The following is a 13,057-nucleotide window of genomic DNA, read 5'->3' as shown; positions in this document are numbered from 1 at the left end:
ATGGGTCAGAAGCAAGCCAGCCGATCCTGCGCCTTTAATGTGAAAGGAATGCCAAATGCCCATTACCGTCGGACATGACACTGCCAAGACACGCAAAACCCTGAGTGTGAATCGCCAATCCGTCTCTTATTATTCCATCGCCGCCGCCGAAGAAGCCGGTCTTGGAAACTTTTCCCGCCTACCCGCCGCGCTGCGAGTCGTGTTAGAAAACATGCTGCGCTTTGAAGACGGCAAGACCGTCAGCGTGGATGACATCAAAGCCTTTTCTGAATGGGCTGACAAAGGTGGCAAAAACCCCCGCGAGATTGCTTATCGCCCTGCCCGCGTATTGATGCAGGATTTCACCGGAGTTCCGGCTGTGGTCGATCTGGCCGCGATGCGCGACGGGATTGTGGCGCTGGGTGGTGACGCACAGCAGATCAACCCGCTGAACCCGGTTGATCTGGTCATTGACCACTCGGTCATGATTGATGAATTTGGCAACCCACGTGCGTTCCAGATGAATGTGGACCGCGAGTATGAGCGCAACATGGAGCGCTATCAGTTCTTGAAATGGGGTCAAGGCGCGTTCAACAACTTCCGCGTTGTGCCGCCCGGCACAGGTATTTGCCATCAGGTGAACCTGGAGTATCTGGCGCAAACCGTCTGGAGCGACACGGACCAGAACGGTGACATGGTCGCCTACCCTGACACGCTTGTGGGCACCGACAGCCACACCACCATGGTCAACGGCATGGCCGTTCTGGGCTGGGGTGTCGGCGGGATCGAGGCCGAAGCCGCGATGCTGGGCCAGCCGATTTCGATGCTGATCCCCGAGGTTGTAGGATTTGAGCTGACCGGCGCGATGCTTGAGGGCACCACCGGGACTGACTTGGTTCTGAAAGTTGTCGAACTGCTGCGCGAGCGTGGCGTTGTTGGCAAGTTCGTCGAATTCTACGGCGAAGGTCTGGACCGTCTGCCATTGGCCGACCGTGCGACCATTGCCAACATGGCGCCAGAATATGGCGCGACTTGTGGCTTCTTCCCGATCGATGACGAAACCCTGCGTTACCTGCGCAGCACTGGCCGTGATGACGACCGTATTGCGCTGGTTGAAGCTTACGCCAAGGAAAACGGGTTCTGGCGTGGGGCGGACTATGCGCCGATCTACACCGATACCCTGCATCTGGACATGGGCACAATTGTTCCGGCCATTTCCGGCCCAAAACGTCCGCAAGACTATGTCGCGCTGACCGATGCCAAATCGGCGTTCACGCGCGAGATGGAAGAGACTTTCAAACGTCCGATGGACAAAGAGGTTGCGGTTGAAGGTGAGGATTACACGCTGTCATCTGGCGATGTTGTCATCGCTTCGATCACGTCGTGCACCAACACCTCGAACCCTTATGTGATGATCGGCGCGGGCCTTGTAGCGCGCAAAGCAGCGGCACTGGGTCTGGATCGCAAACCTTGGGTCAAAACATCATTGGCCCCCGGCTCGCAGGTTGTGAGCGCTTATCTGGAGGCGGCAAACCTGCAGGAGGATCTGGATAAGATCGGGTTCAACCTTGTGGGCTATGGCTGCACCACATGTATCGGCAACTCTGGCCCGATCCAGAAAGAGCTGTCGGAAGCCATCGCCGAAGGCGATCTGGTGGCGACATCAGTTCTGTCGGGCAACCGCAACTTTGAAGGCCGGATCAGCCCGGATGTGCGCGCCAACTATCTGGCCTCACCCCCGCTGGTGGTGGCCTATGCGCTGGCAGGTACTATGGACATCAATCTGGCAACAGATCCGATTGCCCAGACACCGGATGGCAAGGATGTTTATCTGAAAGACATCTGGCCCTCGACACAGGAAATTGCAGAGCTGGTTGAGCAAACCGTGACCCGCGAAGCGTTCCAGTCGAAATATGCGGATGTGTTCAAGGGCGACGACAAGTGGCAAAGCGTTGAGACGTCAGAGGGTGAAACCTATGACTGGCCGCCACAGTCGACCTATGTGCAGAACCCGCCCTATTTCCAAGGCATGTCCAAGGAGCCGGGCACCATCACCAATATCGAAGGCGCGCGTGTTCTGGCGCTCTTGGGTGACATGGTCACAACCGACCACATCAGCCCGGCGGGTTCATTCAAAGACACCACGCCAGCCGGTCAATATCTGACCGAGCGTCAGGTACCAGTGCGCGAGTTCAACTCTTACGGCTCCCGTCGTGGTAACCACGAGGTGATGATGCGCGGCACCTTTGCCAACATCCGTATCAAGAACGAGATGCTCGATGGCGTTGAAGGTGGCTATACCAAGGGCCCTGACGGCAGTGAGACCTCGATCTTTGATGCGGCCATGGCCTATCAGGCGGCGGGCACACCTCTGGTGGTCTTTGGAGGTGAGCAGTACGGCGCGGGGTCGTCGCGTGACTGGGCGGCCAAGGGTACGGCCCTGTTGGGTGTGAAGGCCGTGATTGCCGAAAGCTTTGAACGTATTCACCGCTCGAACCTCGTTGGCATGGGCGTCATCCCGTTCGAGTTCACTGGGGGCGACAGCCGTTCATCACTGGGCCTAACCGGTGCGGAAACGGTGGCCATCTCGGGCCTTGATACCATCCAGCCGCTGCAAGAGGTGCCCTGCACCATCACCATGGCGGATGGCACCGAGAAAACCATCCAGCTGAAATGCCGGATCGATACCGCGATTGAGATCGAATATATTGAGCACGGCGGCGTGCTGCATTACGTGCTGCGCAATCTGGCGGGTGCGGCGTAACACCCCTATTGCCGAAACATTGAAAACCTCTGGAGCCCACTCCAGAGGCTTTTTTTAGACAAAGTACACAATTACGCGGTTATCCGGTTGCGATTGTTCTGATATTATATAATATTTTCAATATCTTAATTGATGGCTTGCTAACACAAAACAAAGCCTGCAGATAAAACGGCACTTTTACAATCGGGGCCTGAATTTTCGAGTAGTGTTTTCGCGAGAACACGAGATGGTGGCCACCGGTGCTGTTTTCGGGCCCGATTGCGCAATAGGTCAGACCAACGCGAAGATGATCATCCTCCAAGCGGTGCAGATAGTGATCAAGGAGCGGATAGATCGCCTCGGTAAAGGCAATTGGTCCGGTCAGATTGAACACGCCCCAAGACCCGTAGTCGTGAAGGACCGGATTGTAATGCGAGATGTTGTTGCACACGTTGTTGATGACGGATTCGAGGAATGGATGCCCAGCGACGGAGATGATGTACCACTGTTGCAGCTCGCCAATCGGGTTTGAGATTCCAGGGTGTTGGCCAAGCATGATTTTGGGCCAAGACCGGGGCCAATGCGACAGGACGATCTTGTCACTGTCTTGAAGTAGCTCATCCAGAGGCTTTGAGGCACCTGATTTAACATCCAGATAAACGCCACCTTCGTTATAGATCACCAGATAACGGAAAAAATCCGCCCGTGCTGCACCATAGCGCGGGTCAATTTTGTGATATAATTCAATCAGCTCCGGGAAATGTATAGCGATATAACGTTCGATGTCATCATCGGTATAAAAGCGATAGTCCCAACTCGGATTTAGACACTTCAGCGCCCCGATGTTGGCCTTAAGCTCTGCGGGAAAATCCGGATCTGACGGCGACTGAAAATACGTTTGGTGAATGATTTTGGGAATCTGCTCTCCCATATCCCTTTCACGGACAAACCGCTGATCCGTCTTAGTGTTCAGGGAATTGCGCAAGGCAATCGCCTTATCCAGAAGTTTTTTCACCTTGAACCATGCCCTTTAGCGACGCTTTTGACGGGGGCATAATGATCCTTGGGGGCCAATGATTGCAATGGTTTAATTGACGCGGTTTTTGCGCTTTCATGGTCCGGGCCATCAGCCCGGACCAGATGCCGTTGGATTAGCGCTGCGCGGTCTTCCAGTTGGGGTGCATCCATGGCTCGGAATTGTCCGCCGCCAGCGGGGTGCGGCCCAGCACGTGATCGGCCATTTTTTCGCCGGTCATGATCGACGGAGCATTGAGGTTGCCATTGGTGATGCGCGGGAAGATGCTGCTGTCTGCGACGCGCAGGTTGTCGACACCGATGACGCGACCTTGTGAATCAACAACAGCGTTCGGGTCGCCCTTGGCGCCCATTTTACACGTTCCGCAGGGATGATAGGCGCTTTCGGCGTGTTCGCGGATGAAGTCATCCAGCTCGTCATCTGTTTGCGCCGCTGCGCCCGGTTGGATCTCGTGCTTGCTGTAGGGCTTGAAGGCATCTTGCGCAAAAATTTCGCGTGTCAGGCGGATGCATTGGCGGAAATCGACCCAGTCGCTCTCTTCGCTCATGTAGTTGAAGAAGATCTTGGGATCATGCATCGGGTCGGCACTGCGCAGAGTGATCGAGCCGCGCGATTCACTGCGCATCGGGCCGGTGTGGGCCTGATAACCGTGGCCTTCGGCGGCGACCTGTCCGTCATAGCGCACGGCAATCGGCAGGAAGTGGTACTGGATATCCGGATATTCCACGCCTGCGCGCGACCGGATGAAGGCCGAGCTTTCGAATTGGTTGCTGGCTCCGGGGCCGGTTTTGGCGAACAGCCACTGCGCCCCGACCCAAGCTTTGCCGAAGAGGTTCCAGTATTTGAATAGGCTGACTGGCTGGCTGGCGGCCATCTGGATGTAAAGCTCAAGGTGATCCTGCAGGTTCTGGCCGACACCGGCGCGATCGGCAACGACATCGATGCCATGTTCGGACAAATGGGCGGCAGGACCAATGCCCGAAAGCATCAGGATTTTGGGCGAGTTAATAGAAGACGCGGAAACAATCACCTCAGCGCGGGCCTTGATGACCTGTTGCTGGCCTTTGACGGTGGCCTCGACCCCGACGGCGCGGCCCTCTTCCATCACCACGCGGTGCACCAAACCGCGCACCAGATCGCAGTTCGGACGCTTCAAAGCAGGTTTCAGGTAAGCATTGGCAGCAGACCAACGTTGACCGTTTTTGACGGTCATGTCGAAGGGACCAAACCCTTCTTGTTGATAGCCGTTATAGTCGCCAGTGGTTTGGTATCCGGCCTGCGCACCCGCTTCGACGAATGCTTTGACCAGAGGGTTGTCTCGCTTGCCGCGTGTGACATGTAGCGGGCCGTTGGTACCACGCCAAGACGGATCACCACCATGGCCGCCGCTGTGCCAGTTTTCCATACGCTTGTAATATGGGAGGACATCGGCGTAGCCCCAGCCATCCGCGCCCTGATCGCGCCAGTGGTCGAAATCACAGGCGTGGCCGCGCACGTAGATCATCCCGTTGATCGATGAGGATCCACCAATCACCTTGCCGCGCGGACAGGCGAGGCGGCGGTTGTTCAAATGCGGTTCAGGTTCGGTCTGGTAGCCCCAGTCGTAGCGCTTCATGTTCATTGGATAGCTAAGTGCACCGGGCATCTGAATCAGCGGCCCGGCATCGGTGCCGCCGTGTTCCACCACCAGTACGGATTTGCCTGCCTCGGACAGGCGATAGGCCATGGCGCAGCCTGCGCTGCCCGCCCCAACGATTACATAATCTGCTTCCATGTCGCGTCTCCTTGTCGTCCGGGTCTTTTCTGTCTGGCCCCGGATGGCTGGGTGACGCCCCCGTATGGCCGGGGGCGGTGTTGTCTTAGAACGGCGCTTCGGTTTCGCCCATGCGGACGTAGACCGATTTGAGCTGGCTGTAGTGTTCGATCGCGGCCTTGGAGTTTTCGCGACCAATGCCCGAGGCCTTCACGCCGCCAAACGGCACCTCAACCGGGGCGTCGTTGTAGGAGTTGATGAAGCAAGTGCCCGCCTCAAACCCTGCGGCCATGCGGTGGGCGCGGGTCAGGTCGCTGGTGTAGACACCTGCGGCCAGACCGAATTCCGTGTCATTGGCGCGGGCAACGACTTCTTCCTCGGTATCGAAATCCAGAACGCTCATGACAGGGCCAAAGATTTCCTCGCGGGCGATGGCCATGTCGTCTGTGACATCGGCAAAGACGGCTGGGGTGATCCAGCTACCGGGTTGTTCGATACGGGTCCCGCCGCAGACAAGACGTGCGCCCTCAGCCTGACCTTTTTCCACGTAGCCCAACACTATGTTCAACTGGTTTTCGCTGACCATTGGACCAAAGTTTGTGGCCTCATCCATTGGATCGCCGATTATTGCGGTCGAGAGGCGTTCGGTCAGGCGCTTCAAAAACGCCTCTTTGATGCCCTTTTGCACGAACACCCGTGTGCCGTTGGAACAGACCTGCCCAGAGGAATAGAAGTTACCCAAGATGGCACCGCTGACCGCGTCCTCAATATTGGCGTCATCAAACACCACCATCGGGGATTTGCCGCCCAGTTCCATGGTGGCGTGTTTCATGTCAGCCGCCGCAGCCGCGTAGACCTTTTTGCCGGTGGGCACTGAGCCGGTAAGCGAAACCTTTTCGACGCGCGGATCCGTGACCAGAGCACCACCAACTGCGCCCATGCCTTGCACGACATTGTAGAGACCAGCCGGCAGGCCGGCCTCGATCAGGATCTCGGCGACTTTGAGCGCGCACAGTGGCGTGGTCTCAGACGGTTTAAAGATAACTGCATTTCCGCAGGCCAGCGCTGGCGCGCCCTTCCAGCAGGCGATTTGTGTTGGATAGTTCCATGCGCCGATGCCCACACAAAGGCCCAGAGGTTCGCGCACGGTATAGGCCCAATCTCCGCCAGACAACTGAATATGCTCGCCCGTCAGGCTGGCTGCGAGACCCCCGAAGAATTCCAAAGCATCCGCACCGCTGGTGGCGTCGGCGACGCTGGTTTCCTGATAGGGTTTGCCAGTATCATAGGTTTCCAGAACCGACAGGTCGTGGTTGCGTTCACGCATAATGTCTGCCGTGCGGCGCAGGATGCGACCGCGTTCAGTCCCCGAATATTTGGCCCATTCTTTTTGCGCTGCTTTCGCGGCGATGATCGCCTCTTCGATAATTGCGGGTGTTGCCTCATGCAGTTGGGCTATCACTTCGCCAGTAGCTGGATAGATCACATCCATCGGTGTGCCGGCGGTGTCTTCAACATAACGGCCATTGACGAAATGGCTGGCAGTGGGTTGGGCTTTCAATTCAGTGTTTCCTTGTTGAAAGGCCGCCCCGAAAGGCCGGGGCGGCAAATGTTATGGGGTTGGCTAGTGAACCTCTTCAACCTTGTGGAAGTCGAGCGAGCGCCCTTCTGGCGAGGCTTTGATGTCCACCACTTCACGGCGTGTGGTGGCGAAGATGAACAGAACACAGGCCAGATAGAGGCCGATCACGATGGCCCCGATCCACTGGATCTGCAGCCATTGGCTTTTGAACAGCAGGGTCAGGGTGAACAACACCGCGACGTTGCCAATGACGTATCTCATCTTACCCAACTTTTCGACCGTCAGCGACAGGTTGTCGGTGTAAAGACGGATCAGCGAGTCGAGCGAGTTGATCACGAAGGTCACCCCGACCGCGATCATTGCGAGGTTCACAATGCCAGCGGTGCTGATCTCGTTCAGGTGGTAGTAGTACAGAACCGAGAACCAGACCGCCAATGGAATGGACGGGAAGACCAGCAGCGCGATGAACAGCTGCCATGTTTTCATGCCACCGACAAAGCGCGAGGTGAACTGACCGATCATAATCGACCATGCAAACCACCAGAACAGATAGAAGGCGTGGTAGTCAGTCAGTGGCAGGGCGAATTTATGCAGATTGGCAAAATAGTCGCCCAGCAGGCTCATGTTGGAGCCAAAAGCACCCATTCCCATGCCAGCGTAGATTGCCATACCTGCGATCAGCGCAAAGAACAGCACGGTGGAACCTACCGACAGAATACGGACGTATTTGAGATCGGTTGAGGAATAGGCTGCCGCCAGAATGACCACGAAAACGATGACGTAGAAAGTTGTGACCACAGATTCACCGTCTCCGATTTCGGGAATGTAGCCCGGCAAGTAGATCAGGAACAGGCTGGCGGTGAAGGCGCAGGTGCCGATGATGACGATGTTATTGATAATCTTGACCAATGGGATTTCAAAGAACTTCACCCGAGGTTCGATCACGCAGAAATAGAACGCGGTCAGGAAATAGAAAGCCCAGATCAAAAAGCCCCAAAAGCCAAATTCAATTGCCAGCGGATTGGCAAAGGCATAGGCCGGGTCTTCCGCATAACCTGCAAATTCGGTCAGGGGGAACATGATCAACCCAACATCGAGGCCGGAAGTAAACAAGATCGCAATAAAGGTGAACAAATGCACCGGCGTCACACCAACACATTCCAGATTTCGCCATTTGATGACGCAGAAAATCACCAACCCAAAGGCCAGCAAAATCCCGAAAGATAGTATCATATTGAGCATTTACATCTCTTCCTGTTCGCAAACACCGGCCCCAAGCGCGGTGCTGGCGCGGCGGCTAGCACAGGTTTTCAAAATCTCTAAACAATTTTTTAAACGAGTATTTAATTTTTTCAACTGTGAAATCACATTGCAACTCGCGGCTCAGATGTGATTATTGCCATATGAAACGCAAATCTATTCGTGACATCCGGAATGAAGAGCTGATTGAAGCAGCGATTTCCGCCATACATTCCAAGGGCTTCTTGTCTGTCACCATGAACGAAATCGCCAAGGAGGCCGGCGCGACGGCGGCCTCGATCAGCTATTATTTCGGGTCCAAAGATAAATTGATGGATACGACCATGCGGCGGTTGCTGTCGTTGTTGCGTGAGCGATCGTTGCATTACCTGGCACAGGCGAGCAGCCCAGAGGAGCGCCTCTACGCCATTATTGATGCGAACTTTGACGATTCGCTGTTTACCAAAGAGAAGTGTTCGGTCTGGATGCAGTTCTGGGCCAGTGCGCCCTATGTGCCCAGCCTGTCGCGGCTGCACCGGATCAACCGGTTGCGGGTGCAAAGCAATGTGCGGCGCGAACTGCGATCGCTGGTGCCGGAGAATTTGCTGGAACCGGTACGTGAGTCTGTGCAGGCCTATATGGATGGCATTTGGATCGAAACCGCCCAGAGCGACAAACCGGTGAACCCAGCGGCCGCACGGGAAACCGCACGACAGGTCGTTGCGACCATTATCGAAGGGGCGTTGGCAGGCAACGCCCCCGATTGAGCGATTACTCCCCACGCGGGAAGCGCTGGTTTTCTTCGACGTCATTCAGATCCATATGGTTGCGCATGAACCGCTCGGATGCTTTTTGCAGCGGCTGATAATCCCAAGGGTAATAGCCACCTTTGCGCAGCGCCTCGTAAACTACCCATCGGCGGGCCTGGCTTTCACGCACCTGCGCGTCAAAGGCATCGAGATCCCAGCGCGCATCGGCCTTGGCTTGAAGCTGCGCCAGTGTACCGGCATGGGCTGGGTCATCCGCGAGGTTGGTCAGTTCGTGCGGGTCCGACTCCATATCAAACAGCTGATCAGGGTCGAGTGAGCAGCGGTTGTATTTCCATTTGCCATAGCGCAACGAGACCATAGGTGCATAAGAGGCCTCGGCTGCGTATTCCATGGCGACGGGTTCATCACGCGCGCCGCCCTGCCCCAGATAGACCAGCGATTCACCGGCGACCCACGGCATGACCTCTTCCATGCTGACGCCAGCCAGGTCACACAGCGTTGGGCAGACGTCGATGTTGCTGACTGGATCGGTGACCAGTCCTGGCTCCATATTCGGAGCAGAGATCATCATCGGCACGCGCGATGATCCGTCATAAAAGCTCATCTTGAACCACAGGCCCCGCTCGCCCAGCATATCACCGTGATCAGAGACAAAGAGGATCACCGCCTCTTGCCGCGTGCTTTCCAGCGCCTCCATCACCTCCCCGATTTTGTCGTCGAGATATGAGATATTGGCGAAATAGGCGCGGCGAGATTTTCGAATATCTTCTTCTGTTATATCGAAGTTACGCCAGTCATTGGCATCAAAGATGCGCTTGGCATGGGCGTCATGGTCCACGTAATCCATCGCCGGGACCGCGGGCAGCAGATGCTCGCAATCCTCATAAAGGTCCCAATATTTCTTGCGCGCGACATAAGGGTCGTGCGGGTGGGTAAAGCTGACGGTCAGGCACCACGGGCGGTCATCATGGGCACGGGCCAGATCGTAGACCTTGCGGGTGGCATTGTAGGCAACCTCGTCGTCGTATTCCATCTGGTTGGAGATTTCGGCCACGCCTGCGCCGGTGACCGAGCCCATATTATGATACCACCAATCGATGCGCTCACCCGGTTTGCGGTAGTCCGGGGTCCAACCGAAATCGGCCGGATAGATGTCGGTGGTCAGCCGTTCCTCGAACCCGTGCATCTGGTCGGGACCGACAAAATGCATCTTACCGCTGAGGCAAGTTTGATAGCCTGCGCGGCGCAAATGGTGGGCATAAGTTGGGATATCAGCGGCAAATTCGGCGGCATTGTCATAGACCCGGCTGCGGGAGGGCAGCAGGCCTGACATATAGCTGGCTCGCCCCGGCGCACAGAGCGGGCTGGCGGTATAGGCGTTCTGGAACCGGGTCGAGCGCGCCGCCAGTTTTTTTAGGTTTGGCGCATGCAACCAGTCTGCCGGGCCGTCTGGGAACAAGGTTCCGTTGAGCTGGTCCACCATAAAAATAAGGATATTGGGCTGTGTCATTGAGGGGGATCCTGTTTCAATGAGGTGTCGAGATAGTGAAACAACACGTCGATGGCTGTTCCTGGTGTAATCATGTCATCGCGTAGCGCCTGACGGATATAGAGCCCGTCAATCATCGCGGCCAAACCACGGGTGAGCGTGCGCGCCTCGCCCGCCGGGGCGATCTGACGAAAGGCGTGGGCAAGATTCGAGCGCAGACGGCATTGATAGATGTGCAACAGGCGTCTGGCCTCAGCAGACTTTTGCGCCTGCACATAGAAATTGAGCCAGGCCGAAACCATATGAGGTTGGAACTGTGACGGTTTGAAGCTGGCACGAATGATGCCTTCGATTCTCGCTCTTGGCGAATCTGTCCGCCGCAAAACCGAGAGCACATCCTGCGCATAGGCCGCGAGAATGTGTCGCATCGCGGCAGAAAAGATCTGTTCCTTGGAGCCGAAGTAGTGATGCGCCAATGCACTGGACATCCCTGCCCTTTTTGCGATCTGGCTGACCGTCACATCTAATGAGCCAGCCTCGCCGACCTCTTGAATCGTGGCATTTACCAGTGCAGCGCGTCGGATGGGTTCCATTCCCAGCTTGGGCATTTTGATGAGTCCAAAGGTTAAAAGTCACATGATTGCTATTGACGTTTGATTGACTCGTCAATCAATATAAGCGTACATCAAATTGCGAAACGGGGGCTTTACTTGTTTCTCGATTTGAATGAACTATACCGTCACGGCACAATCCGCTCTTAATGCGACGCTTGTGATAACAAAGAAAAGGCTGTCACATACGTGAACAATATCACGGAAAAAATAATGACACGCCCGGAGACCTGCTAGCAGCGTCTCCGAACTGCCAGACATGGCAAACACTTCATAATGATCTACAACAGGGAGAACAAAATATGTCGATCATCAAAGGAGGTCTTTTGGACCGCCGCGGTTTTCTGAAAACCACTGCCGCAACTGCAATGGCTGCCTCTGTACCGCTAGGCATGGCCCGCGCTGCTGGCGGCCACCTAAGAGTTGGCAAGGCTCACGGCCAAACTACTGACACGTTGAATCCCGGTACATGGGAAAACGGTTTCACGATCGCGCTCGGTCATGCTGTTTACGGTCGCCTGACCGAGGTTGGCTCTGATGGTTCGCTGCAGCCTGAACTGGCCGAAAGCTGGGAAGCATCGGATGACGCCGCAGAATGGCGCTTCAATCTTCGCCCTGGCGTGACTTTCCATGATGGTAAGCCACTAACAACACAGGACGTGATCAACTCGATCAACTTCCACCGTGGTGAAGAATCAACTTCGGCAGCTGGACCGATTGTTGCACCGATCACGGACATCAAAGCGGAAGGTGACACAACTGTTGTCTTCACCCTGAGTGGCGGTAATGCTGACTTCCCATTTATCCTGTCGGACTACCACCTGACCATCTGCCCGGCCAAAGACGACAGCATTGACTGGGAATCTGGCAACGGTACAGGTAGCTATACACTGAAGGACTTCTCGCCGGGTGTATCTGCAACATTTGAGAAGAACCCAAATCACTGGCGTGACTCTGCACCGTTTGACAGCATTGAAATGCTGGCACTGGTTGACCAGAACGCACGTACTACTGCATTGGTTTCGGGTGACGTTGACGTCATCGACCGTGTTGACCTGAAAACAGCGGGACTTCTGGGCCGCAAGCCTGGCGTCAACATTCAGTCGGTTGCAGGTACGCAGCACTACACCTTCGCGATGAACACAACTGCGGATCCTTACACCAACAACCACCTGCGTCAGGCGCTGAAATATGCGATCAACCGCGAAGAACTGGTTGAGAAAATCCTGTTCGGTTACGGCTCGGTCGGTAACGACCACCCAATCGGACCGGGTCAGCGTTTCTTCAACGCTGAGTTGGAGCAAAAGACATACGATCCGGACAAAGCCAAGTTCCACCTGAAAGAGGCCGGTCTGGAAGGTGCTTCGGTCGACCTGTCTGCGGCTGATGCTGCCTTTGCTGGCGCTGTTGATGCGGGTACTCTGTTCCAAGCTTCAGCTAAGAGTGCGGGTATTGATCTAAAAGTGACTCGTGAACCAAACGATGGTTACTGGTCAGATGTATGGATGAAGAAACCATTCTCAGCCGTATACTGGTCCGGTCGTCCGGTCGAAGACCAAATGTTCGCGACCGCCTACTCTTGTGGCGCGGCATGGAACGACAGCTTCTGGTGCAACGACGTGTTCGAAAAACTGATGATCGAAGCACGTGCTGAGTTGGACGAAGATAAACGCCGCACCATGTATTATGAGATGCAGGACATCGTTTCAAACGAAGGTGGTGTTATCATCCCAATGTTTGCAAACTACGTTTTTGCAACCTCAGACAAGATCGCCCTACCAGAGCAAATGGGCTCGAACTGGGATATGGACGGCGAGCGCTGGATGGAGCGCTGGTCCTTCGCATAAGGCTTGCG

At 55.6% G+C, this 13,057-nt stretch carries 9 protein-coding genes; 3 read left to right on the top strand and 6 right to left on the bottom strand.

What is annotated here, in order from left to right:
- The first annotated feature begins 55 nt into the window (after positions 1-55).
- The gene (gene acnA, locus ROA7450_RS00610) at positions 56-2,743 is read left to right on the top strand and encodes an aconitate hydratase AcnA (protein ID WP_085803683.1); all 2,688 of its coding nucleotides are present in this window, start codon (positions 56-58) and stop codon (positions 2,741-2,743) included.
- Between the two features lie 79 nt (positions 2,744-2,822).
- On the opposite strand, the gene ROA7450_RS00605 is transcribed toward acnA, so the two are convergent.
- From ROA7450_RS00605 to ROA7450_RS00590, 4 genes are all read right to left on the bottom strand, one after another.
- Positions 2,823-3,737, bottom strand: coding sequence for a glycosyltransferase family 32 protein (locus tag ROA7450_RS00605; RefSeq protein WP_200812907.1), 915 nt, complete (start codon positions 3,735-3,737; stop codon positions 2,823-2,825).
- Positions 3,738-3,873: 136 nt separating this feature from the next.
- Positions 3,874-5,532 (bottom strand): choline dehydrogenase, encoded by a 1,659-nt coding sequence (gene betA / locus ROA7450_RS00600; protein ID WP_085803682.1) that lies wholly within the window; start codon positions 5,530-5,532, stop codon positions 3,874-3,876.
- An 85-nt stretch (positions 5,533-5,617) separates the two neighbouring features.
- A complete protein-coding gene (betB, locus tag ROA7450_RS00595; protein WP_085804117.1) occupies positions 5,618-7,072 on the bottom strand; it encodes a betaine-aldehyde dehydrogenase in 1,455 nt (484 codons plus the stop codon).
- Between the two features lie 63 nt (positions 7,073-7,135).
- Entirely contained in the window at positions 7,136-8,335 is a 1,200-nt protein-coding gene (locus ROA7450_RS00590; protein WP_085803681.1) for a BCCT family transporter, read from the bottom strand.
- A 161-nt stretch (positions 8,336-8,496) separates the two neighbouring features.
- Here ROA7450_RS00590 and betI (ROA7450_RS00585) point away from each other — a divergent pair, with 161 nt between their 5' ends.
- Entirely contained in the window at positions 8,497-9,099 is a 603-nt protein-coding gene (betI, locus tag ROA7450_RS00585) for a choline-binding transcriptional repressor BetI (protein ID WP_085803680.1), read from the top strand.
- A gap of 4 nt (positions 9,100-9,103) precedes the next feature.
- Here betI (ROA7450_RS00585) and betC read toward each other — a convergent pair whose 3' ends face one another.
- Together betC and betI (ROA7450_RS00575) are read right to left on the bottom strand one after the other, a co-directional pair.
- Entirely contained in the window at positions 9,104-10,612 is a 1,509-nt protein-coding gene (gene betC / locus ROA7450_RS00580) for a choline-sulfatase (protein WP_085803679.1), read from the bottom strand.
- Positions 10,609-11,199: a transcriptional regulator BetI gene (gene betI, locus ROA7450_RS00575; RefSeq protein WP_085803678.1), complete on the bottom strand. Its 591-nt coding sequence runs from the start codon at positions 11,197-11,199 to the stop codon at positions 10,609-10,611. Before betI (ROA7450_RS00575) ends, betC begins: the two co-directional genes overlap by 4 nt.
- A 305-nt stretch (positions 11,200-11,504) precedes the next feature.
- On the opposite strand from betI (ROA7450_RS00575), the gene ROA7450_RS00570 reads away from it, so the two are divergent.
- Positions 11,505-13,049 carry an ABC transporter substrate-binding protein gene (locus ROA7450_RS00570; RefSeq protein WP_085803677.1) on the top strand — a complete coding sequence of 515 codons (1,545 nt, stop codon included), beginning with the start codon at positions 11,505-11,507 and terminating at the stop codon, positions 13,047-13,049.
- The last annotated feature ends 8 nt before the right edge of the window (positions 13,050-13,057 follow it).

The organism is Roseovarius albus, from assembly GCF_900172335.1.
Classification (GTDB): Bacteria; Pseudomonadota; Alphaproteobacteria; order Rhodobacterales; family Rhodobacteraceae; genus Roseovarius; species Roseovarius albus.
The sequence above is the reverse complement of the archived record's forward strand: the minus strand, read 5'-3'. Positions and strand labels throughout refer to the sequence as shown.